Source organism: Pseudarthrobacter sp. NPDC080039 (assembly GCF_040702335.1).
Lineage (GTDB): Bacteria > Actinomycetota > Actinomycetes > Actinomycetales > Micrococcaceae > Arthrobacter > Arthrobacter enclensis_A.
Genome location: NZ_JBFBKY010000003.1, coordinates 127,129 through 149,868 on the forward strand (window position 1 = coordinate 127,129; position 22,740 = coordinate 149,868).

The 22,740-nt window shown below is 63.9% G+C and carries 25 protein-coding genes; 13 read left to right on the plus strand and 12 right to left on the minus strand.

The window, feature by feature from the left end:
• The first annotated feature begins 405 nt into the window (after window positions 1-405).
• The 9 genes from AB0313_RS04485 to AB0313_RS04525 all read left to right on the plus strand — a co-directional run bounded on the left by AB0313_RS04485 (window position 406) and on the right by AB0313_RS04525 (window position 8,032).
• Window positions 406-597: a Flp family type IVb pilin gene (locus AB0313_RS04485; RefSeq protein ID WP_366303894.1), complete on the plus strand. Its 192-nt coding sequence runs from the start codon at window positions 406-408 to the stop codon at window positions 595-597.
• A 137-nt stretch (window positions 598-734) separates the two neighbouring features.
• Window positions 735-1,124: a TadE/TadG family type IV pilus assembly protein gene (locus AB0313_RS04490; RefSeq protein WP_366303896.1), complete on the plus strand. Its 390-nt coding sequence runs from the start codon at window positions 735-737 to the stop codon at window positions 1,122-1,124.
• A complete protein-coding gene (locus tag AB0313_RS04495) occupies window positions 1,112-2,128 on the plus strand; it encodes a pilus assembly protein TadG-related protein (RefSeq protein ID WP_366303898.1) in 1,017 nt (338 codons plus the stop codon). Before AB0313_RS04490 ends, AB0313_RS04495 begins: the two co-directional genes overlap by 13 nt.
• Before the next feature lie 41 nt (window positions 2,129-2,169).
• Complete coding sequence (cpaB, locus tag AB0313_RS04500) at window positions 2,170-2,913, plus strand: Flp pilus assembly protein CpaB (RefSeq protein WP_366303900.1); 744 nt, start codon at window positions 2,170-2,172, stop codon at window positions 2,911-2,913.
• A complete protein-coding gene (locus AB0313_RS04505) occupies window positions 2,910-4,106 on the plus strand; it encodes an AAA family ATPase (RefSeq protein WP_366303902.1) in 1,197 nt (398 codons plus the stop codon). Before cpaB ends, AB0313_RS04505 begins: the two co-directional genes overlap by 4 nt.
• On the plus strand, window positions 4,106-5,590 hold the full coding sequence (locus AB0313_RS04510) for a CpaF family protein (RefSeq protein ID WP_366303904.1): 1,485 nt from the start codon (window positions 4,106-4,108) through the stop codon (window positions 5,588-5,590). Before AB0313_RS04505 ends, AB0313_RS04510 begins: the two co-directional genes overlap by 1 nt.
• A gap of 10 nt (window positions 5,591-5,600) precedes the next feature.
• Window positions 5,601-6,533: a type II secretion system F family protein gene (locus AB0313_RS04515; RefSeq protein ID WP_366303906.1), complete on the plus strand. Its 933-nt coding sequence runs from the start codon at window positions 5,601-5,603 to the stop codon at window positions 6,531-6,533.
• Between the two features lie 7 nt (window positions 6,534-6,540).
• Window positions 6,541-7,425, plus strand: a complete 885-nt coding sequence (locus AB0313_RS04520; RefSeq protein ID WP_366303908.1) for a type II secretion system F family protein — start codon at window positions 6,541-6,543, stop codon at window positions 7,423-7,425.
• 94 nt (window positions 7,426-7,519) lie between these two features.
• Window positions 7,520-8,032 (plus strand): Hpt domain-containing protein, encoded by a 513-nt coding sequence (locus AB0313_RS04525; RefSeq protein ID WP_366303910.1) that lies wholly within the window; start codon window positions 7,520-7,522, stop codon window positions 8,030-8,032.
• Window positions 8,033-8,043: 11 nt separating this feature from the next.
• Here the strand turns inward: AB0313_RS04525 and AB0313_RS04530 are convergent, their stop codons facing one another.
• Window positions 8,044-8,829, minus strand: coding sequence for a response regulator transcription factor (locus AB0313_RS04530; RefSeq protein WP_141942648.1), 786 nt, complete (start codon window positions 8,827-8,829; stop codon window positions 8,044-8,046).
• Window positions 8,830-9,083: 254 nt separating this feature from the next.
• On the opposite strand from AB0313_RS04530, the gene AB0313_RS04535 reads away from it, so the two are divergent.
• Entirely contained in the window at window positions 9,084-10,751 is a 1,668-nt protein-coding gene (locus AB0313_RS04535; protein ID WP_141942650.1) for a sensor histidine kinase, read from the plus strand.
• Between the two features lie 155 nt (window positions 10,752-10,906).
• On the opposite strand, the gene truA is transcribed toward AB0313_RS04535, so the two are convergent.
• The 8 genes from truA to AB0313_RS04575 all read right to left on the minus strand — a co-directional run bounded on the left by truA (window position 10,907) and on the right by AB0313_RS04575 (window position 16,158).
• Window positions 10,907-11,812 (minus strand): tRNA pseudouridine(38-40) synthase TruA, encoded by a 906-nt coding sequence (gene truA, locus AB0313_RS04540; protein WP_366303913.1) that lies wholly within the window; start codon window positions 11,810-11,812, stop codon window positions 10,907-10,909.
• A 32-nt stretch (window positions 11,813-11,844) separates the two neighbouring features.
• A complete protein-coding gene (rplQ, locus tag AB0313_RS04545; RefSeq protein WP_307304319.1) occupies window positions 11,845-12,417 on the minus strand; it encodes a 50S ribosomal protein L17 in 573 nt (190 codons plus the stop codon).
• Window positions 12,418-12,485: 68 nt separating this feature from the next.
• Window positions 12,486-13,496 (minus strand): DNA-directed RNA polymerase subunit alpha, encoded by a 1,011-nt coding sequence (locus AB0313_RS04550; protein ID WP_009358719.1) that lies wholly within the window; start codon window positions 13,494-13,496, stop codon window positions 12,486-12,488.
• Window positions 13,497-13,625: 129 nt separating this feature from the next.
• A complete protein-coding gene (gene rpsK, locus AB0313_RS04555; protein ID WP_009358720.1) occupies window positions 13,626-14,027 on the minus strand; it encodes a 30S ribosomal protein S11 in 402 nt (133 codons plus the stop codon).
• A 58-nt stretch (window positions 14,028-14,085) separates the two neighbouring features.
• Window positions 14,086-14,460, minus strand: a complete 375-nt coding sequence (gene rpsM, locus AB0313_RS04560; RefSeq protein WP_003803743.1) for a 30S ribosomal protein S13 — start codon at window positions 14,458-14,460, stop codon at window positions 14,086-14,088.
• Window positions 14,461-14,644: 184 nt separating this feature from the next.
• The gene (gene rpmJ / locus AB0313_RS04565; RefSeq protein ID WP_009358722.1) at window positions 14,645-14,758 is read right to left on the minus strand and encodes a 50S ribosomal protein L36; all 114 of its coding nucleotides are present in this window, start codon (window positions 14,756-14,758) and stop codon (window positions 14,645-14,647) included.
• Between the two features lie 71 nt (window positions 14,759-14,829).
• The gene (gene infA, locus AB0313_RS04570) at window positions 14,830-15,051 is read right to left on the minus strand and encodes a translation initiation factor IF-1 (protein WP_009358723.1); all 222 of its coding nucleotides are present in this window, start codon (window positions 15,049-15,051) and stop codon (window positions 14,830-14,832) included.
• Between the two features lie 171 nt (window positions 15,052-15,222).
• Window positions 15,223-16,158, minus strand: coding sequence for a P1 family peptidase (locus tag AB0313_RS04575; RefSeq protein ID WP_366303916.1), 936 nt, complete (start codon window positions 16,156-16,158; stop codon window positions 15,223-15,225).
• Between the two features lie 223 nt (window positions 16,159-16,381).
• On the opposite strand from AB0313_RS04575, the gene AB0313_RS04580 reads away from it, so the two are divergent.
• The 3 genes from AB0313_RS04580 (at window position 16,382) to AB0313_RS04590 (ending at window position 19,681) form a co-directional block, all read left to right on the plus strand.
• Window positions 16,382-17,341 (plus strand): sugar ABC transporter permease, encoded by a 960-nt coding sequence (locus AB0313_RS04580; protein WP_186338483.1) that lies wholly within the window; start codon window positions 16,382-16,384, stop codon window positions 17,339-17,341.
• The gene (locus AB0313_RS04585) at window positions 17,338-18,258 is read left to right on the plus strand and encodes a carbohydrate ABC transporter permease (protein WP_307304328.1); all 921 of its coding nucleotides are present in this window, start codon (window positions 17,338-17,340) and stop codon (window positions 18,256-18,258) included. The genes AB0313_RS04580 and AB0313_RS04585 overlap by 4 nt, the downstream gene beginning before the upstream one ends.
• Window positions 18,259-18,331: 73 nt before the next feature.
• The gene (locus AB0313_RS04590; RefSeq protein WP_366303919.1) at window positions 18,332-19,681 is read left to right on the plus strand and encodes an ABC transporter substrate-binding protein; all 1,350 of its coding nucleotides are present in this window, start codon (window positions 18,332-18,334) and stop codon (window positions 19,679-19,681) included.
• Between the two features lie 109 nt (window positions 19,682-19,790).
• Here AB0313_RS04590 and map read toward each other — a convergent pair whose 3' ends face one another.
• From map to secY, 3 genes are all read right to left on the minus strand, one after another.
• A complete protein-coding gene (map, locus tag AB0313_RS04595) occupies window positions 19,791-20,618 on the minus strand; it encodes a type I methionyl aminopeptidase (RefSeq protein WP_366303921.1) in 828 nt (275 codons plus the stop codon).
• Between the two features lie 74 nt (window positions 20,619-20,692).
• Window positions 20,693-21,262, minus strand: a complete 570-nt coding sequence (locus tag AB0313_RS04600) for an adenylate kinase (protein ID WP_366304252.1) — start codon at window positions 21,260-21,262, stop codon at window positions 20,693-20,695.
• Window positions 21,263-21,267: 5 nt separating this feature from the next.
• Complete coding sequence (secY, locus tag AB0313_RS04605) at window positions 21,268-22,578, minus strand: preprotein translocase subunit SecY (protein WP_331324681.1); 1,311 nt, start codon at window positions 22,576-22,578, stop codon at window positions 21,268-21,270.
• Between the last annotated feature and the right edge of the window lie 162 nt (window positions 22,579-22,740).

The following is a 22,740-nucleotide window of genomic DNA, read 5'->3' on the forward strand; positions in this document are numbered from 1 at the left end:
GCTGGGACTGTCTGCCCAACGTCGCCGGAAGCCGTCTTGTGGAAGTGACCCGAGCGGAGCGGCTGTTGCCGTGAGCGCCTACACTTGCGCAGGGCCCTCACCAAAGAAACAGCTCAGGTTCCCGGGCACGGTCCAGGCGACGAATCCCCAGGGCGCAGGCCGGCGTGACCGCAACAAGAGCGGACACAGCAAACAACACGTCCATTCCTGGTTCCGGCTTCGCCTTCCCAATCTGCAGGCCTTCCGGTTTCGCAGGGCTTGCCGGGTAGTCCCGCAGGAAAGGTGCACCTTGAAAAGGCTTTCCACAGGCTCCTGTAAGACCCGGTCAACACCGCATCAAGCCTTGCTAACTTCGTTTTAGTGCTGGTGCAGGGCCAGCCAAACTTACTCGCTCAGGAGTTCATAATGCTTTCTCTCATCGCCACCCTTCAGACCCTCGGCATCGACATCAAGAACCGCCTCCACGACGAAAAGGGCGCAACAGCTGTCGAATACGGCATCATGGTCGGACTCATCGCAGTCGTCATCATCGTCGCTGTAACCACCCTGGGCGGCCAGCTCAACTCGATGTTTACAAGTGTGACGGCCAATCTCTGAAGCCCGCCCGCTAAAGCAGCAAGATCCGAGGCACATTACGCCCGGCTGTTGTGCGGTGCAGCTCAACTGCACCGCACAAACTGTTTCACGTCTAAAAATCGATGCATCGCATTAGAGACTCGAAAGAAAGGCAGCAGATGCCGAGGCCATCAGAACGCGGGGCGGCGGCCGTTGAGTTCGCCATCGTCGTGCCTGTCCTCATCACGCTGCTCCTTGGCATCATGGAATTCAGCCGGGCCTACAACGCCCAGGCATCGCTTTCGGCCGCGGCCCGTGAGGGGGTCCGGGTAATGGCTATCACCAATGATCCGGGGGCGTCTCGGGCAGCAGCCGAAAACACGGCTGTCTCGCTAAATCCCGCTCTCGCTGGTTCAAACATCACCTTCAAAAACCTCGATACGGGCACGACGACCTGCGCGACAGGCAACCGTATGTCAATAACCATCACGTACACCTTGTCCACACTCACTGGGATAGCGGGACCTTTCTCGATGACTGGCCAAGGAGCCATGCTGTGCGGAGGCTGAAACTCCGCGGCGAACGAGGCGCCGTTAGCGTCATCGTCGCAATGATGCTGGTGGTCCTCCTGGGCTTTGGTGCCATGGCTGTAGACGTGGCGATGATGTACGCGGAACGCACCCAACTGCACAACGGAGCCGACGCCGCCGCCCTGGCAATTGCCCAAAAGTGCGCCAGCAACCTGACAGATCCGGACTGCTCGACCACATCAACGTTGGCGGCGAATCTGGCGAACAACAACGCCAACGACAGCCTCAGCAACGTCAAGTCCGTGGTTCTGGACAAGACTAATCGTACTGTGACGGTTTCCGTAGCATCCCAGGAAGCAGGCCACACCCCAAATCAGGTCTCCCTCTTCTTCGCCCGCGCCTTGGGACTGAACACCGCGGAGGTCAACGCGCCCGCGTCCGTCCAGTGGGGCAGCCCAACTAAAGGTCTGGCCGCCTTCCCCATCACCATTTCGATTTGCCAGGTCCGCGGCCAATACGGAGTCATGCAACTTCTGCAGATGCATGGAACAGGAGCCAACCCCTCCTGCAACTACGGACCCTCCGGTGCTGCAGTGGACGGCGGCTTCGGCGGACTCAAGCAGGACCCTAATTCCTGTGGTGCAACGATCGACATCTCAAAAAGCACTGCCGGAGGCGACACCGGCAACAATCCCCCGCCCTATTGCGACACGCTCCTTAACTCGTGGGCGGCGAACATGACGGCCGGAAAAGACGTCATTGTGCTGATCCCCATCTTCAATGCTGTCACCGGTACCGGAACCAATGCCATCTTTGGGCTCACTACCTTCGCCGCCTTCAAGGTTGCCGGTTGGAAGTTCGGTCCGACAGGCCTGCCATACACGTTCCGCAACAGGACGCCGGATGTACCTGCAGCGCTGGAGTGTCGTGAACCCTGCAGAGGGATCATTGGAACCTTCGTCAAATACGTCTCCTTGGCCAATGGGTACACCCTGGGCCCTGTGAATCCGGACGGCACTACCGTCGTCGCCCTCAGCAGCTAGCCCCGCACCATCAAGTGGTTTGAAAGCAACAGGAGCATTCAGTGAAGTCTCGTATGTTGGCCGGTGTATCAGCCGTAGTGCTGGCCATCATCGGAGCGGTCCTCATCGTCACCTACGCCCAAGGTGCCGATCAGCGGGCCATGAAGGACATGGATCCAACTGACGTACTGGTGGTTACCAAGGCTGTCCCGGCAGGTTCGTCCCTCGATATCGTGAGGGCCTCGGTGGCAGTCCAGCAGGTTCCCGCCACCGCTGTTTCGAAAACCGCCCTAAAGAACCTCGATGATTCGGCCGGCAAGGTGGCCGCCGTAGACCTCGTCCCTGGTGAGCAGCTCCTCGCCGAACGCCTCGTCGCCCCAACGGATGCCAAGACCAGCGGCGCCGTCAAGGTTCCGGCTGGACTGCAGGAAATCACCTTCGAACTTGAGGCCAAACGCGTGGTGGGCGGCCGAATCGAGGCCGGTGACCATGTTGGTATCGGGTTCAGCTTTGCTCCAGACAAGGCAAAAGCAGGAGAGTCGACTACCCAGCTCACCCTTCGCAAGGTCCTCGTCACCGCGGTTCAGCGGGCCCCGCAACCAACCCCTAAGCCGACCGACGGTACCAATCCCCAGGACACCACCCTCCCGCAGGGATCATTCATGGTCACCGTGGCGGTCAACGACATCGACGCCACAAAGATCATCTACTCCTCCAATAACGGCGACCTCTGGCTCACCAAGGAGCCCCTCGACGCCCAGGACAACGGCGGCTTCATCGCCAGGAAGGACACGGTGTACAAGTGAGCCGCTTCGTCCTCCTCTCCCCCAACGCCGAGTTCGACCAGAAGCTGCGGGCCGCCGTCGCCAACGGCCTGCGCGGCACCGTCCAAACCATCGCCAGTGACATCCTCCCCGCAGGCCCGGCGGAACTGTTCGGCCTCCTCAACCAGGAGCAGCCCGAGGTGCTGATCATCGGCCCGGACGTCCCCTATGAAGAGGTATTGCGGTTCGCGAAAGTCTTCGACGTCCAGCTCCCGGGCCTCAGCCTGGTCCTGGTCAGCGACGTGGACCCGTCCTTCCTCCTCCACGCCATGCGGGCCGGCATCCGCGACATCCTCAGCCCGCAGGCGGACGCCGCCGAAATCAGGGTGCTGCTGGAACGCGCCTGCCAGTCCTTCGCCACCAGGCACCGCAGCCCGGAATCACAGCAGGCCGAAGCAAACACCAAGGGTGTGGTCATCGGCGTCTTCTCCCCCAAGGGCGGCGTCGGCAAAACCACCCTGGCCACCAACATCGCCATCGGCCTGGGCCAGATCGCACCCATGAGCGTGGTGATCGTGGACCTGGACCTGCAGTTCGGCGACGTCGCCTCCGGCCTCTACCTCAACCCGCAGCACACCGTGACGGACGCTGTCACCCCGGCCGCCGCACAGGACTCCCTGGTCCTCAAGGCTTTCCTCACCGTGCATCCTGCCGGGATCTACGCATTGTGCGCGCCGCCCAACCCCGTGGACGCGGACCACATCACCCCGGACCAGGTCAGCCGCCTGCTCGAACAGCTCGCGCAGGAGTTCCAGTACGTAGTGATCGACACCGCCCCCGGCATGCCGGAAATCGGCCTCGCCGCCATGGAACAGTGTACGGACGTGGTCTGGGTCAGCGCCATGGACATACCCAGCCTCCGCGGCCTGCGCTCCGGTCTGGAGGTGCTCCGCCAGCTGGAGATCATGCCCGAATCCCGCCATGTGGTCCTCAACATGGCGGACACCAAAACCGGCCTGAACGTGCAGGACGTCGAATCGACCATCGGCGCGCCCGTGGACGTCAGCGTCCCCCGCTCCCGCGCCGTGGCCCTGTCCACCAACCGCGGGATACCCCTCCTGCAGGAATCCAAGAAAGACCCCGCCGTCAAAAGCCTCCGCCAGCTGGTGGAGCGCTTCAACCCGGCATGGCGCACACAGGCCCAGCGGAAGCTTCACCGAAGGGTGGTTATCTGATGAAACTCTCCGAACGCATCAACGCGGTCCAGAACCGGACCCCGGCAACCGGTGCTGGCACGGCGCTGCTCGACGCGCCCCTCCCGGCGCCCTCGCCGGCCCCGGCGGACAGCGCGGAGCGGCACCTTCCCGCGCACGCCGCCGTCGTGCATTCAACGCACGACGCCGGCCCCCAGCAGGTGCCCCCGGCACCCAAGGTGGACGTCTTCGCAGCCATGAAGGACAGGGCGGCCACCGCACTGTTTGAGCGCATGGGGACCCGCTTCAACGACGCCGCCGTCACCGAGCAGGAACTGCGGAGCACCGCCAAGGAGGAACTCACCCGCATCGTCGACGCCGAACAGGTGCCGCTGACGCCAGAGGAACGCGCCCGCCTGGTCCAGGACGTCGCCGACGACGTGCTGGGTTACGGCCCGCTCCAGCGTCTGCTGGACGATCCCGCGGTCACCGAGATCATGGTCAACCGCATGGACCAGATCTATGTGGAACGCAAAGGCAAGCTCACGCTGACGGAGTCGCGGTTCGGCTCTGAGGAGCACCTGCGCAAGGTCATCGAGCGGATCGTGTCCAAGGTGGGACGCCGCATTGATGAGTCATCTCCGCTGGTGGACGCACGATTGGAGGACGGCTCGCGCGTCAACGCGGTCATCCCGCCACTGGCCGTGGGCGGCTCATCCCTCACCATCCGAAAGTTCAGCAAGACACCGCTGACGGTCCGCAACCTCATCGACTTCGGCACGCTGACCCCCGAAATGGCCGAACTGCTGAATGCCTGCGTCAAAGCCAAGCTCAACATCATCGTCTCCGGCGGTACCGGCACGGGCAAGACCACGCTCCTCAACGTCCTCTCCTCCTTCCTGCCGCATGACGAACGCATTGTCACCATCGAGGACGCGGTGGAACTGCAGATCCAGCAGGAACACGTGGTCCGGCTCGAAAGCCGGCCGCCCAACACCGAGGGCAAGGGTGAGGTCACCATCCGCGAGCTCCTCCGCAACTCCCTCCGCATGCGGCCGGACCGCATTGTGGTGGGCGAGGTCCGCGGCGGGGAATCACTGGACATGCTCCAGGCCATGAACACCGGCCACGACGGCTCCCTCTCCACCGTCCACTCCAACTCTCCCCGCGACGCGGTGGCCCGCCTCGAAACCCTGGTGCTGATGGCCGGCATGGACCTTCCGCTGCGCGCCATCCGCGAGCAGATCGCCTCCGCAGTGAACCTCATCGTCCAGATATCCCGGCTCCGCGACGGCTCCCGCCGCATCACCCACGTCACCGAGGTACAGGGCATGGAAGGCGACATTGTTACCCTCCAGGACGCCTTCGTCTTCGACTACTCCGCAGGCGTTGACGCACAGGGGCGCTTCCTCGGGCGGCCAGTCGCCACGGGGATCCGGCCCCGCTTCATCGACCGGTTCGAGGACCTGGGTATCCATGTCTCTCCCGCGGTATTCGCCGGATCACTGACGCCCGGCGGCAAGTAGGGACGCGGCCATGCTCATCGCCCTCGGAAGCGTCATCCTCCTGGCAGCCATCTGCCTCCTCGGTGTGGCCGTTCTTCTTCCCGGCGCACCCTCGGTGCCGCTGGAGCGCCGTCGTCCATTCGAACCCGAGCCTCCGTCCTCGCTCTCCCGCCTGGCGCTGTCCGGGGTGAGGTCCTTCGAACGTGTCCTCGGCGGCCGGAACGTCAGACTGTTTTCCCGCGCGGAACTGGAACACGCCGGCCTCCGCCTCAGCCAGGCCGAATTCTTCCTGCTCGTGGGCATCGGCGCGTGCGTGGGACTGCTGGTGGGTGTGGTCACCGTGGGTCCCGTGATGGGACTGCTGCTGGCCCTGCTGGCACCGTTCGTGGGCAAACTCGTCCTCGGTTTCCTGGCCGGCAAGCGCCGCGCCGCCTTCGACAGCCAGCTGGGCGACACGCTGCAGCTGCTCTCGGGGGGCCTGCGGGCCGGCCACAGCATCCTGCGCGCCATCGACGCCGCTGCCGCCGAGTCCCAAAAGCCAACGTCCGAGGAGATGCGGCGGGTCATTACCGAAACCAGCCTGGGCCGCGACCTGTTGGCCGCCCTCAACGACACGGCGGACAGGATGAAGAACGAGGACTTCGTCTGGATCTCCCAGGCCATCCAGATCAACCGCGAGGTGGGCGGCAACCTGGCCGAGGTACTGGACCAGGTGAACGAAACGATCCGCGAACGCGCCGAAATCAAGGGCCACATCAAGGCCCTGGCCGCGGAAGGCAAGTTCTCCGCCTACATCCTGATCGCCATGCCGTTCGGCATCGTGGCCATGCTGCTGACTGCAAGCCCCAACTACATGAACGCGATGTTCACCCATCCGCTGGGCTGGGTGATGATCGGCGCCTCCTTCGTCCTCATGACCATCGGCGCGCTGTGGATGCGCAAGATCATTGACCTGAAGTTCTGAGGACGCCATGAACCTGACCGTTTTGCTCGCCGTGCTGCTGGTGTGTGTACCTGTGGGGTTGCTGGCCTGGTCCGTGCTCACCGTGGACAAACAGGGGCGCCTCGCTGTGACCGAGTTGCTCTCCCGCGGCGCCCCGCCCGCTACCGCCGCCCCCGCTTCCAAGGCCGGCCTGCTGGAAGGAATCAGCCGGCGGCTTACTCCCCCGGCGTACGTGGCCTTCCTCGACCGGCTGCTGTCCCTTGCCGGCCGCCCCGCCTCCATGCCGCTGGGCAAGGTACTCGGATCGAAGCTCGGCCTTGGTCTAGCGGGTGCGGCCGTTGGACTCTACCTGACCTCCATCGGCAGCTCACCGATCATGAAACTCGCGGGACTCTTCGTCCTGGTCCTGGGCTACTTCATTCCGGACCTGCTCCTGTACAGCAAAGGCCAGGAGCGGCAGAAGGCCATGCAGCTGGAACTCGCCAACACGCTGGACCAGATGCTGATTTCGGTGGAAGCCGGGCTGGGATTCGAAGGGGCCATGGCCCGGGCAGGCGAGAACGGCAAGGGTCCGCTCGCGGAGGAACTGGTCCGCACGCTGCAGGACATGCAGGTGGGACGCAGCCGCAGGGAGTCCTACATCGCCCTGGCCGAACGGACCAACATCCCGGAACTGCGCAGCTTTGTGCAGGCCGTGGTGCAGGCCGATACCTACGGCATCGCCATCAGCCGGGTGCTGCGCGTCCAGGCCAAGGTCATGCGCGTCAAACGGCGCCAACGCGCTGAAGAAAAGGCCATGAAGCTTCCCGTCATGATCCTCTTCCCGCTGCTGTTCTTCATCTTCCCGGTCCTCTTCATCGCCATTCTGGGACCGGCCGTCATCAACACGGTGATGACCTTCAGCGGCCAGTAAGGGATACGCAGGGGGGCGGCAAGGTTGCCTCAAGGTTTACACAGAATGAGCAGAAATTGAACCGCGAAGGATTTCCAGGAAGTAGCCTTGAACAATGCACAGTCCAGATCCCGGCACCAGCGGAAAGAGCCCCGCTGCGGACTCACCGCTCCCCGGGGTCACTCTGCCAGCCCCGCCAACTCCGGACCCAGGCAAGGCCCATTCCCTGGAAGCGGCCGGACTTTTGCCGCTCATTGATGCTGCCGTACTGGATGAACTGGAAGACGAACTCGCAGGATCCGGACTGGCCCGCCGCTTCGCCCGCGACTACGCCGCCATGTGGGACGTCCGCCTGGCCCGGCTGGGAACAGCCGTGGACAGCGAGGATGAAGCCTCCGCCCTGGACGCTGTCATCAGCCTCAAGATCAGCTCCGCCATGGTGGGCGGCATACGGCTGGCCCGGCTCGCCGAACTCCTCGAAGGCCTGATCCGGCAGGGCGACTTCGCCCGGAGCCAGGCCATGATGGCGGATATAGCCCAGGACGGCGCCCTGACTGTTTCCGAACTGCAGGCGACGTACATCCTGGAAACGGCCAGCGGCACGGCAGAAGGAACGTGTGCGCCGTAAGGGGGCAGCCCCTAAGCGTCGTCCGGACGCCGCGGCGCCAGGCGGTAGCCCACACCGCGGACTGTCTGCAGCCACCGCGGCGACAGCTGGTCTTCCTTGAGTTTGCGCCGCAGGTTTCCCACATGGACCTCCACGGCACGCTCGTCGGCCTCGCTGATGTAGGTGTCCCGGTCGTAGAAATCACCGCGGACCGCGCGCACCAGGTCCGCCCTGGTGCACACCGCGCCCCCGCCCTTCAGCAGCACGTGGAGCAGGTCGAACTCGCTGCGCGTCAGGCCCAGCGGTTCACCCTTGACTTCCACCGTGCGGGTGCGGTGGTTCAGCAGGAGACCGTTGTGCTGAAGGACCCCGGGTTCGGGATGGTGGGCCGCAGGCGCCTGCCCTGGTCCCCGCTGTGCAGGAGACGGTTCCTGCCCGTCCGCTTCATGGCGGGGCCTGCGCATCATCGCCGCCACCCGCGCCCGCAGTTCCCTGGGGCGGAAAGGTTTGGCAATGTAATCGTCCGCCCCGGCATTGAGCGCCGACAGCAGGTCAGGTTCATCAGTCCGGCCGGTCAGCATCACCACATAGGCGTTGCTGAAATTCCGGATCCTCCGCAGAACCTCAAACCCGTCAATATCCGGCAAACCGATATCCAGCGTCACAACGTTGGCTTGCTTGCCGCGAACCACCTCAACCCCGGAGCGCCCATCAACTGCTGTATGCACTTCGAAGCCTGCCTGCGTCAGCACTCCTTCAAGGAGGTTACGCACATCGGCATCATCTTCGATGACTACAGCTACACCAAGATCGTCCATTACTATCCCTGCGCCAGGCGGAGATGGCCCCCCATTGGCCCAGCGCCAATGCCACTCCCGCTCCAACCATTTATACGCTACTAGTAAGCCGGGCTGATGACACCCCAATCTGCCCCGGAAATTGAAAAGTCAATTATTATGACAAGACATGTGCAATATCCGAAGGAAACGCTGGTTGTCCGGGGCAACTACTGGGTAATGGATAACCTTGGCAGCGCTTACTTTCCAGACGCAAAGGGGTACGAGTCAAAAACATGGCCGAGCCGTTGTTCCGCCGTGGACCCGGCCGCATCTTCCGCCGGCTGGGGACGCGCGCCCAGGTGGTTTTGTGCCAGCTCCCCCTTTCCCTCCTTGTGGCCGCAATTGCCGTTGCCACCCCCTTTGCGTGGCCTTCCCTCACCCACAGCCCGCTCTACCTGGCCGGGATCGTCCTGCACGCCATCCTGTTCCTTGGCTGCTTCCTGGTCCCGTGGGAACGTCTGGCCCACCGCCCATATTTGCTGATTCCGGTCCTGGATTTCGTCGCCATCGGGCTCCTGCGCAACGGGGCGGCGCCCCTCCTGCCGGGCCTGGCAGTGCTGGTGGTTTTCCCGGTCATCTGGCTCTCTGCCTCCGGCATGCTGGCCCGCAGCAGCCTGGTGCTCAGCTTCCTGGGCCCCCTGCTGATCATGCTTCCCTCAGTGGCCGAAGACTTCCCTGCCGTCACCGCCGGGGACATCACCAGCGCAGTCCTGTTTCCCCTCATGATGCTCGCCGTGTCGCTGGCCATCCGCTTCGCCAGCGTGAGCCTCCGCCAGCAGCAGGCTGAATTGGCGGACAAGGACCGGGAACTCCGGGACCTTCTGGCCGCCAGCCGGGAACGGGAGAAGCTTCTTGAAACCGTGCTGGACGCTACGGACGTAGGTATTGCCGCCGTCGACCGCTCCGGGCACTTCCTGGTCTCCAACAGCAGGCAGCGCAACTTCCGCCGCGCCACAGGCGCCGATGAGGCCATTCCCGGGCAGGGACACCAGCTCATCTTTGGCCAGGACCGCGTCACCCTTCTTCCGCCGGACCGGCGCCCCATCAGCAGGGCCATGGCCGGGGAGTCCTTCGCCGACTACCTGGTTTGGGCGGGCGAAGGCCCGGACCAGCGCGCCGTGTCCACCGCCGCGCGCCCGCTGGTCAGCGAAGGTGGCCGCCTCACGGGCGCAGTCGTGGTTTACAGCGACGTGACCGGCTGGGTGGAGTCCCTTGCTGCCAACCAGGAACTGGTCTCCAACGTCTCGCACGAATTCAAGAACCCCCTGAACTCGATCGTGGGGAATATGGACCTTGTGCTGGACGACGCCGAACTCCTGCCTCCCCACATCACCCGGCGCCTGCTGGTGGTGCAGCGCAACGCTGAACGGCTGCTGGACATGGTGGCCGACCTCACCACCTCCGCCTCCGCCACGCTGAACGTCCACCCCAAGCGCACGGACCTGGCCAGCCTGGTGGAGACCAGCCTGAGCTCCGCCCAGGCCTCGGCCGAACGGTCCCATGTGGAGATCGCCGCGGACGTCCCGTCACCGCTGTGGGCCTACGCCGATCCCTTGCGGATCGGACAGGTGCTGGACAACCTGGTGTCCAATGCCATCAAGTACTCCCCCGACGGCGGCAGGGTCAGTATCAGCGCCCGGGCAGACAATCAGTGGGTCCGGCTGAGCGTTACGGACACCGGGATGGGTATGTCCACCGAGGACGCCGCGAAGGCCTTCAACCGCTTCTTCCGGTCCGAATCTGCCCGGAGGGCAGCCATTCCGGGGGCAGGGCTGGGACTTTCCATCACCCGAATGATCGTGGAGCGGCATGGGGGCAGCATCATGTGCGAGAGCGGCGAGGGCCAGGGCAGCACCTTCACGGTGACGCTGCCGGCAGAAGGTCCTCCACCGGCATTCTAGGACCTTCCATTGTTGAGTAACTGTCGTTTTGAGCGCCGAAAACGGCAGCGGGCCAACGCCGGCGAGGGCCCCGGCCCGAGCTTGCGAGGGCTGGGAGCCGGTGGGGCGCAGTCGATGAGTCGGTCCCGCAGGGTGCCCTGGCCGAACCTGTGAGGCTAGGGGGCGGCCGGCGAATCGCGGACAGCCCGGGTTTGCTCGGCGCGGGCGAGCAGTTCGCCTTCCGAAGGGTACGCCACTTCCTCCAGCACCAGGGGATGCGGGGCGGCAAGGACGGACTTCGCGTCCCGCTTTTGCAGGAGGAGCCGCTCGTACAACCAGCCCGGCTCCACGGCTCCCTCCCCCACGTACAGGGCTGAGCCGATCAGCGCGCGGACCATGTTGTGGCAGAACGCATCAGCCTGGACGGTGGCTACGATGACGCCGTCCTCGCCGCGCCGGAACTCAAAGCGCTGCAGCTCGCGGATGGTAGTGGCCCCTTCGCGCGGCTTGCAGAAGGACAGGAAGTTCTGCAGGCCCAGCAGCTGCGACGCCCCCTGGTTGAGCAGCTCAACATCCAATGGGTTCTTATGCCACAGGGTGAAGTACCGCTCCAGCGGATCCCACAGGGCCGGTCCGTCCGCGATGCGGTAGCTGTACCGCCGCCAGAGGGCGGAGAAACGGGCATCGAAACCTTCGGGAGCAAGCGTAACCGCATGCACCTCGACAGCCCCGGGCAGGTCCCCCAGGGCACGGTTCAAGGCTCCGCGGAGCCTGCGCAGCATGGCGACGGCGGGATCCAGCTCGTGCCCGCGCGGCAGTCCCAGCCACTCGGCTTCAGTGAGGTCCAGATGGACCACTTGGCCACGCGCGTGGACGCCAGCGTCGGTGCGGCCGGCAACGGTGACCCGCACCGCCCGGCGCACCAGGAGCTGGATCGCCTCCTCCAGGACGCCTTGGACGGTCCGCAGCCCTGGCTGCACTGCCCACCCGCTGAACGGGCCGCCGTCGTAGGAAAGATCGAGCCGGATACGCAAAAACCCGCCGCCCCCTGGAACGGGGGCCGCGGGTTTTTGGTGGTTCACAGACCTAAGTCTATGCGAAGGAAATCAGCGAATTACTTCGCGTCCTTCTCCTCGGCTGCGGGAGCTTCGGCAGCTTCCTCAGCGGCGGGTGCCTCTTCGGTTGCAGCTTCCTCAGCAGCAGGTGCCTCTTCGGTTGCAGCAGCTTCCTCAGCGGCCGGAGCCTCTTCAACGGGAGCTTCCTCGGCGGCCGGAGCAGCCTTGGCAGCAGCCTGGGTAGCCTCGGCTACGACGGCCTGCTTGGCGGAAACCGGCTCGAGGACCAGTTCGATGACAGCCATAGGAGCGTTGTCGCCCTTGCGGTTGCCGATCTTGGTGATGCGGGTGTAGCCGCCGTCGCGGTTCTCCACTGCCTGCGCGATGTCGGTGAACAGCTCGTGGACGACGCCCTTGTTGCTGATCAGGCCGAGCACGCGGCGGCGGGAAGCGAGGTCGCCACGCTTGGCGAAGGTCACCAGGCGCTCTGCGTACGGCTTCAGGCGCTTGGCCTTGGTGACCGTGGTGGTGATCCGCTTGTGCTCGAACAGGGATGCTGCCAGGTTCGCGAGCATGAGGCGCTCGTGAGCCGGGCCGCCTCCGAGGCGCGGACCCTTAGTGGGGGTAGGCATAATTGTTTCTCCTCATGTGGAAGCCGTGGGCGGCACACCATGGTGCTGCCCGCCGGCCAAGGTCTGGTTTAGAGTTCGTCGTCGCCGAAGGCGGCGTCGTCCTCTTCGATTGCTGCGGCGCGTGCTGCGAGGTCAAAACCGGGAGGCGAGTCCTTGAGGGACAGGCCCAGTTCAACCAGCTTTGCCTTGACCTCGTCAATGGACTTGGCACCGAAGTTGCGGATGTCCATCAGGTCAGCCTCGGAGCGGGCAACGAGTTCACCCACGGTGTGGATGCCCTCACGCTTGAGGCAGTTGTAGGAACGGACGGTGAGGTCCAGATCCTCGATCGGCAGTGCCATGTCCGCTGCCAGGGCAGCGTCGGTGGGCGAGGGGCCGATCTCGATACCTTCAGCTGCGGTGTTCAGCTCACGGGCCAGACCGAACAGTTCCACCAGGGTGGTGCCTGCGGAAGCTACGGCATCGCGCGGGGCGATGGCCTGCTTGGTCTCGACGTCGACAATCAGCTTGTCGAAGTCGGTGCGCTGCTCAACACGGGTTGCTTCCACGCGGAAAGTAACCTTCAGCACCGGCGAGTAGATGGAGTCGACCGGGATGCGGCCGATCTCTGCGTCGCCGGACTTGTTCTGAGCTGCCGAAACGTAGCCGCGGCCGCGCTCGATGGTGAGCTCGAGTTCGAACTTGCCCTTCGAGTTCAGCGTGGCGATGTGCAGATCCGGGTTGTGGAATTCGACGCCGGCCGGCGGAGCGATGTCCGCGGCGGTGACGACTCCGGGGCCCTGCTTGCGCAGGTAGGCAACGACGGGCTCGTCGTGCTCGGAGGAAACCGACAGGTTCTTGATGTTCAGGATGATCTCGGTGACATCTTCCTTGACACCCGGAACCGTGGTGAACTCGTGCAGCACACCATCGATCCGGATGCTGGTTACGGCAGCACCGGGGATGGAGGAGAGCAGGGTACGGCGGAGGGAGTTTCCGAGGGTGTAGCCGAAGCCCGGTTCCAGCGGTTCAATGACGAAACGCGAACGGTTTTCGGAGACTACCTCTTCGGAGAGGGTGGGGCGCTGTGCAATGAGCACTTAGGTTTCCTTTCGGCGAGCATCCGCTATATGACGCAACACAGGTGGTGGAAATTCGGTCTGAAGACTTAACGCGCTGGGCTTGCCCGGACCATCGCTGGTCCGGGCAAGCTCCTGCTACGGAAAGAATTAGACGCGGCGGCGCTTCGGCGGGCGGCAGCCGTTGTGGGCTGCGGGGGTGACGTCCTGGATGGAGCCAACCTCGAGGCCAGCGGCCTGCAGCGAACGGATGGCGGTTTCGCGTCCGGAACCCGGTCCCTTGACGAAAACGTCTACCTTGCGCATGCCGTGCTCCTGCGCACGCTTGGCAGCGGCTTCGGCAGCCATCTGGGCAGCGAACGGGGTGGACTTGCGCGAGCCCTTGAAGCCAACCTCGCCAGAGGAAGCCCAGGAAATAACAGCGCCGGTCGGATCCGTGATGGAAACGATGGTGTTGTTAAAGGTGCTCTTGATGTGCGCCTGGCCAAGCGCGATATTCTTCTTGTCCTTCTTACGCGGCTTGCGAACCGCGCCACGAGTCTTCGGGGGCATTTTTTCTCCTACAGAAAGTTATTGGGGAAAGCTCCGTCAAAAATCCCGGACGGGATTTTTAGCGGGCCTTCTTCTTGCCGGCGACGGTACGCTTCGGGCCCTTGCGGGTACGTGCGTTGGTCTTCGTACGCTGACCGCGTACGGGCAGGCCCTTGCGGTGGCGCAGGCCTTCGTAGCTGCCGATTTCAACCTTGCGGCGGATGTCAGCTGCTACTTCGCGGCGAAGGTCACCCTCAACCTTGTAGTTGCCTTCAATGTAGTCACGCAGCTCAACCAGCTGGGCGTCAGTCAGGTCCTTGACGCGAACGTCAGCGCTGATGCCCGTGGCAGCCAGGGTTTCGTGTGCACGGGTCTTGCCCACGCCGTAGATGTAAGTAAGCGCAATTTCCAGCCGCTTTTCGCGGGGAATGTCTACGCCAGCGAGACGAGCCATAGTGGCAGTACTCCTTGATAAACCGGAGGTCGTAGGCAGTACACCCGCACGGTCCGTGCGGCCCCAGCCTCCGACCGGGGGTTAGCTGTCCGGACTCTTTCGAGCTCAATGTTCCAGATCAGCTTGTGCTGCCTTTATTTACTTGCGTGGGTTAGCAACCCAGGATTTCCTTCAGGGAAGGAAATTAGCCCTGGCGCTGCTTGTGGCGCGGGTTCTCGCAGATCACCATGACCCGGCCATTACGGCGGATCACTTTGCACTTTTCGCAGATCTGCTTGACGCTCGGCTTGACCTTCATGGCATTCCTTTGCGTGTAGCAGTTTGGTCAACTGGAGCGGCCGCCAGTTCGAACTGACGCCGCCCAGCAATTTACTTGTAGCGGTAGACGATACGACCACGGGTGAGGTCGTACGGGCTCAGCTCCACCACTACGCGGTCCTCGGGGAGGATTCGGATGTAGTGCTGACGCATCTTTCCAGAGATGTGTGCCAGAACGATGTGCTTGTTGGTGAGCTCAACGCGAAACATCGCGTTAGGCAGCGCCTCGGTCACAACGCCTTCGATCTCAATGACCCCGTCCTTCTTGGCCATACCCTCCGCTAACTGTTGTTGCCGCAGCCCCGCCGGATTGCACCGGGCATGACCACGAACGTTTTTGTTGGATCGATTGCCGGCTCCAGGCCCAAAAGGGCGTGGCAGTCCAGACAACCAACAAACAACACTACCCTCTTGGCCGGTAAAAGTTAAATCGGCCATAGTAGCCTACGCGGTGCGGTATGCACCATATTCACCGGCAGGAGTGATGATGCCTTCCGCGCTGGCAACGCCGTCAAGGATCGCCAAACGTACGACGTCGGCTGCCGCGCTTTGCAGGGTAATGAGGCTGAGCTGCCGGGCAGCCTCGTCCGAACGGTCGAGTCCCAAGGTCCCGGTTGCAAGGCAAAAAACAGTATCCCCATCGGCAAGCGTATGGGAAGGATTTAACGCCCGCGCGATCCCGGCATGGGAGGCCGAGGCAGTCCTTTTACATTCGGCCACGTCAAGAACGGCATTCGTGGCCACCACGACAAGGGTGGTGTTCAGTGGCGCGGGATCAGCGCGGCCGGCCGGGTCCGGCGCAGCTGACCCCAGCGGCAGGCCCAACGCGTTGACTACGGCGAGGGCTCCGACTACCACCCCGTTCTCCATGGTGACCGATGCGGTTCCCACGCCACCCTTGAACTGCCCCCTGCCGATGAGCGCTCCGGTGCCGGCACCCACGTTGCCGCGTCCGACGTCGCGCCCTTCCTTTTGTGCGGCAGCGGCGGCGGCTGCAGCGTAGCCCATGTCCGGCGTCGGGCGTGCGGAAAAGTCGCCGCCCCTGCCGAGGTCGAAGATGGCGGCGGCGGGGACGATGGCCACCACCCCGCCGGGGACCGGAAATCCGCGGCCGTGCTCCTCACACCATCGCTGGGCACCGGCGGCGGACGCGAGGCCGTAGGCGCTGCCGCCCGTGAGCACTACCGCATCCACCTTGCTGACCAGGGTAGTGGGGTCCAGCGCATCGGTTTCGTGCGTGGCCGGTCCGCCGCCTTGGACATCCACCGAGCCCACGGTGCCCTGCGGCGCAAGGACCACCGTGACACCTGTCAACCAGCCGTCAGCGTCGTTCTGCACATGCCCCACACAGATACCCGGTACGTCGGCAATGGTTCCCATGCCCCCCATTGTCCCTCCGCTGGCGTGCCCCTGCCGCATCGGCGAACTTTATGCGAGACTGCAAACAACACAGGGTTAATGGGCAACGAAGCCTTTGTTAACTATTGGAGGAGAAGGGCTTTTCCAGGGGTTTCGCCCACCAACAATGTGGTGAAGTAATAGCTTGATTCCCCTTACCCGCGAGACCGGCCACAGCTGGCTCCGAAACCCGTGAGAGATCCGCATGACACGTCAACTCTCCCCACGACCCTCCACCAGGCCCGCTGACCCGGGGGCCGGTACCGCCAAGATACCCCGCAGGCGATGGACCGCCCGGAGCCGTCGCGACTTCTTCGTTTTCCTTGCCATGGCGCTGCCCAACCTGGTGCTGATCGCCGTCTTCACCTACCGTCCGCTGTTGAGCAACATGTATTACTCGACCCTGGACTGGACCCTGGGCTCCCCCACCGCCACGGTGGTGGGCCTGGACAACTACGTGACCTTCTTCAGCAGCAGCGATGCGCCCAAGGTCCTGGGTACCACGGCGGTCTTCACGCTGGTTACCGTGGGCGGCTCCATGGTGCTGGGCCTGCTGGTCGCGCTGGCACTGAATGCGAAAGTCCGCGGCACCACCTTCGCCCGCTCCGCCGTCTTTGCCCCCTATGTGCTCTCCGGAGTCGGCGTGGGCCTGGTCTGGCTGTTCATCTTCGACCCCGGCTATGGGGTCCTTGCCTGGCTGCTGCGGGGCTTAGGGCAGCAAAGCCCGCAGTGGATCAACGATCCCCAGCTCTCCCTGGTCATGGTGATCCTGGTCTACGTATGGAAGAACCTGGGCTACTGCGCCGTGGTGTACCTGGCTGGGCTGCAGTCCCTTCCCAAGGAAGTCATGGAAGCTGCCTCCCTTGACGGCGCCAACGGTTTCCGCCGCTTCATGGCGATCTCGCTGCCGTTGCTGTCCCCCACCACGTTCTTCCTGCTGATCACCACCATGCTCAGCTCCCTGCAGGCCTTCGACCTGATCCGGATCATGACTCCGCTGGGCACAGGCACCAGCACGCTGATCTACGAGGCCTACCTCCAGGCCTTCGGCGCCTACAACAGGGCCGGCTACTCGGCAGCCATTTCCGTGGTCCTGTTCGCCATCCTCCTGGTAATCACCGTGCTCCAGCTGCGGTTTGTGGAACGAAAGGTGCACTACTCGTGACCTCCCTGTCTCCGGTGGACCCGGACCCCGCTGCTCCTGCCGTTCCCGGACCCGCCCCGGACCTCGGCCGCGACCGGCCGTTGTCGCGCCGCAACCTCATCCAGACAATCGTGGGCGGCTACCTGCCCCTGCTCATCGCGACGCTGGTGGTGTTCCTGCCCCTGCTGTGGATGGTGCTCAGCTCCTTCAAGCAGTCCGGCGAGATCGTCACCACAGACCTGAAGATCCTGCCGGAGAGCCTGAACCTGGACAACTACCGGACCGCCATGACCACGGTCCCGTTTGCGCAGTTCTTCCTGAACAGCACCATCGTCACCCTGGCCGGGGCCACCATCAAAGTCATCCTGGCAATCCTGACCGCGTATGCCCTGGTGTTTGTCCGCTTCCCGTTCCGGAACTTTATCTTCGTGCTGATCCTGGTGGCCCTCATGGTGCCCCCGCAGGTTTCCATCCTGCCCAACTTCATCCTGATCGCGGGGATCGGTGGAAAGAACACTTTGTGGGGCATCATTTTGCCCGGCCTAGGCACGGCCTTCGGCACCTTCCTGCTGCGCCAGCACTTCCGGACCCTGCCCAATTCCATCCTGGAGTCGGCCGAGATGGACGGTGCCGGCCACTGGCGCCGGCTGTGGCAGATCGTGGTCCCCGTCTCGGTGCCGTCCATCGCCACGGTGGCGCTGGTGACGATCGTGACCGAATGGAATGACTACATCTGGCCACTGATCATCACGGACCGGCCGGAAACCATGACGTTGCCGGTGGGCCTGACCCTCCTCCAGAACAGCGAGAGCAACGCCGCCGGCTGGGGTGTCCTCATGGCCGGCGCGGTCCTGGTCATCGTCCCCATCCTGATCATCTTCGCGGCCCTGCAGCGCTACATCGTGGCGGGCCTCACCCAGGGCAGCGTGACCGGCTAAGCAGCCGGCCGCCGTCGTACTTTCACACCCTCGAATTCCAAACTTCCAAAGGCAACAACCGAAAGGAACTGTCATGACACTTCATCTGGACCGGAGGCATTTCCTGGGCCTGGCAGGGCTGACCGCCTCCGCCGCTGCCCTGGCCGCATGCGGCGGACCCTCAACCACCGGCGGCGGCCAGGCAACCACCCAGGCTGCCGACATCGACTTCAGCGGCGTGAAGCCTGCGGCCAAGATCGACTTCTGGTCCAGCCACCCCGGCCAGTCGCAGGACGTGGAGAAGAGCCTGATCGAGAAGTTCCAGGCAAAGAACCCCGGCATCACGGTCAACCTGGTGACGGCCGGCGCCAACTACGAGGAAATCGCCCAGAAGTTCCAGACGGCGCAGGCGGCCAAGTCCGGCCTCCCGGGCGTCGTGGTCCTCTCGGACGTGTGGTGGTTCCGCTACTACACCAACGGCAGCATCATCCCGGTGGACAGCCTCACCAAGCAGCTGAACATGAAGATGGACGACTTCCAGCAGTCACTGGTGGATGACTACAAGTACGACGGAAAGCACTGGGCACTCCCCTACGGCCGCTCCACGCCGCTGTTCTACTACAACAAGGACCACTTTGCCGCTGCTGGCATACCGGACCGCGCACCCAAGACCTGGGATGAGTTCGGCCAGTGGGCCCCCAAGCTGAAGGCCAGCTCCGGCGCCCAGTACGCCTACATCTACCCGGCCCTTGCAGGCTATGCGGGCTGGACCCTGCAGAACATGCTGTGGGGCTGGGGCGGCGGCTGGTCCAAGGACTGGGACATCACCTGTGACTCCCCCGAATCAGTGGCCGCACTGCAGTGGGCGCAGGACTCGATCTTCAAGGACAAGTGGGCGGGAGTGTCCTCCAAGGAAGCAGCGGACGATTTCTCGGCCGGGCTGACCTCAGCCACCATTGCCTCCACCGGCTCGCTGCTGGGGATCCTGAAGTCGGCCAAGTTCAACGTCGGTGTCGGTTTCCTGCCGGGCGGCCCCAAAGCCACCACCAACGTCTGCCCCACTGGTGGCGCAGGCCTGGGCATCCCCAGCGGGATCACCAAAGAGGAACAGCTCGCCGCCGGGATGTTCCTGGACTTCGTCACCCAGCCCGAGAGCACCGTCGAGTTCTCCGCCGCCACGGGTTACATGCCCATCCGCAAGTCGGCGGACATGTCCGCCGTCCTGGCCAAGACACCGCAGATCAAGACGGCAGTTGACCAGCTCGCCGTCACCAAGGTCCAGGACAACGCACGCGTATTCCTGCCGGGCGCGGACCAGGAGATGGCCAAGGCCGCCGCCAAGATCCTCACCCAGCAGGGCGACGTCAAGTCCACCATGACGGACCTCAAGAGCACCCTGCAGGGCATCTACGACCACGACGTAAAGCCGAAGCTGAAGGCCTAGGGACTAGGGCCTACGGCCTAAGGCGCAGTCGACACGCAAAAGCCCTGGCGACCCCTGTATTCAGGGGTCGCCAGGGCTTTTCCGTGCGGCAGGCGAGCGTGCGCGTCCCTTACGGGATCGGCACCGGGGTGACGCCGAGGGGCACCAGGTGCTCCGCGCCGCCGTCGGGCGCTGACAGCACCCAAATGCCCTTCTCGTGCACAGCCACCGAGTGCTCCCACTGGCAGGACCGCTTGCCGTCGGTGGTGACCACAGTCCAGTCATCCTCCAGGACAGCCGTCTCGATGCCGCCACGGACCAGCATGGGTTCAATGGCAAGGCACAGGCCCGGCTTGATCTTGGGGCCGCGGTGGCTGGTGCGGTAGTTCAGGACGTCCGGCGCCATGTGCATCTCGGAGCCGATGCCGTGCCCCACGTAGTCCTCCAGGATGCCCAGCGGCTTGCCGGGGACGGAGGAGACGTAATCGTCGATGGCAGCGCCAACGTCCCCCACGTGCTTGCCGGTGGCCAGCGCGGCGATCCCCCGCCACATGGCAGCCTGGGTGACGTCGGAAAGCCGCTGGTCCTCGGGATCGGCGGTCCCCACAATCACCGTGCGGGCGGAGTCCGAGTGCCAGCCGTCCACAATCGCGCCGCCGTCGATCGAGATGATGTCGCCGTCCTGGAGCACCCGGGCGCCCGGGATGCCGTGCACGACTTCCTCGTTGACGGACGTGCAGATGGTGGCCGGGAAGCCGTGGTAGCCCAGGAAGTTGGACTTGGCGCCCGCCTCGTTCAGGACGGCGGCGAAGACGTCGTCCAGGTGCTTGGTGGTAGCGCCCGGCACCGCCGCGGCAACGGCGGCGTCCAGCGCGCGGCTGAGGACCAGGCCCGCCTCGTGCATGGTGCGCATTTGGGCGTTGTTCTTGAATTCGATCCGGGGCTGGCCGAAGGCCATGGTGTTTCCTTTCAAATGGCTGAGGCTCCCCCCGGATGCCGGGGGGAGCCTCGATAAACCGGGCGCCTTAGATATCAGGCTGCCTGTGCGGCCTTGATGGCCTGCATCACGCGGTTGGTTACTTCGTCGATGGGACCGATCCCGTCAAGCCGGGTGAGGATGCCACGCTCGGCGTACTTCGCCACCACGGCTTCGGTCTGCTGGTGGTACAGATCCAGGCGGTGGCGGATGACGGCTTCGTTGTCGTCGCTCCGGCCCGTTTCCTTGGCCCGGCCCAGGAGGCGGTGCACCAGTTCCTCGTCGTCGGCGGTGAGCTGGAGGACCACGTCGAGCTTCTCGTCGCCGTCGGCGAGGATCTCGTCAAGGTAGTCCACCTGCGCAGTGGTGCGCGGGTAGCCGTCCAGCAGGAAGCCGTTTTCGACGTCGGACTCGCCCAGGCGGTCGCGGACCATCTTGTTGGTCACGCTGTCCGGAACGAAGTCACCGTTGTCCATGTACTTCTTGGCCTCGAGGCCGAGCGGGGTTTCGCCCTTCACGTTCGCACGGAAGATGTCGCCGGTGGAGATGGCCACAACGCCGAGGCGTTCTGAAATCCGCTCCGCCTGCGTTCCTTTTCCGGAACCGGGAGGTCCAATAATCAGCATTCTCGTCATCGCAAAAGCCCTTCGTAGTGACGTTGTTGTAGCTGCGCATCAATCTGCTTTACGGTCTCCAATCCAACGCCCACCATGATCAGGATCGAGGTGCCACCGAACGGGAAGTTCTGGTTTGCGTTGATCAGTACCAGTGCCACCAGCGGAATCAGCGCCACGAAACCCAGGTAGAGGGCGCCGGGCAGCGTGATCCGTGAAAGCACGTACTGCAGGTAATCCGCGGTCGGCCGGCCGGCGCGGATACCTGGAATGAAGCCGCCGTACTTCTTCATGTTGTCCGAGACCTCTTCAGGGTTGAAGGTGATCGCGACGTAGAAGTAGGTGAAGAACACGATCAGGACGAAGTAAACCGCCATATAGATCGGGTGGTCACCGCGGGTCAGGTTGTTGTTGATCCATTCAACCCACGATGGCATTGGCTCGCCGTTCCGGGGCTGGTTGAACTGCGCGATCAACCCGGGAATGTAGAGCATGGAGGAAGCGAAGATCACCGGAATGACACCGGCCATGTTCACCTTGATGGGAATATAGGTGCTGGTTCCGCCCACGGTGCGGCGCCCGATCATCCTCTTTGCATACTGCACCGGAATGCGCCGCTGGGACTGTTCGACGAAGACCACCAGGGCCACCGTCAGCAGGCCCACGGCCAGCACGATGAAGAAGGTTCCGGGACCCTGCGCGGTCCAGATGGCACCCAGCGAGGTGGGGAACTGGGCGGCGATGGACGTGAAGATGAGCAGCGACATGCCGTTGCCCACGCCCTTCTCGGTGACGAGCTCGCCCATCCACATGATCAGGCCGGTGCCCGCCGTCAAGGTGATGATGATCAGGATGGTGGTGATGATGCTGCTGTCCGGGATGATCGGCAGCTGGCAGCCGGGGAGCAACTGCCCGGAGCGGGCCAGGGACACCAGGGTGGTGGCGTTCAGCAGGCCCAGGGCGATGGTGAGGTAGCGGGTGTACTGGGTCAGCTTGGACTGGCCCGACGCGCCCTCGTCATAGAGCTCCTGGAACCGGGGAATGACCACCCGCAGGAGCTGGACGATGATGCTCGCCGTGATGTAAGGCATGATGCCCAGGGCGAAGATGGACACCTGGAGCAACGCGCCGCCGCTGAAGAGGTTGACGAGCTGGTACAGCCCGCCGGCCGTCTGACCATTGTGCAAGCATTGCTGGACATTCTGGTAGTTCACACCTGGCGAGGGAATGAAAGCACCCAAGCGAAAGATGGTGATGATTCCCAGCGTGAACAACAACTTGCGTCGCAGATCAGGCGTGCGAAAGGCCCGGCCAAATGCGCTAAGCAAGCGTCCTCCTGTGGTGTCAATAAGGGTGGGGTGTCGGATTGTGATAAATCCCGACAACCGAGTCTAACGGTTGGATACGCCCTGCGAACAATCCGCAGCGGCGGGTGTGCGCCGGATGGCGGGAAAAACTCGCCCGGCGGATATGGCAAACTCCCGGTATCC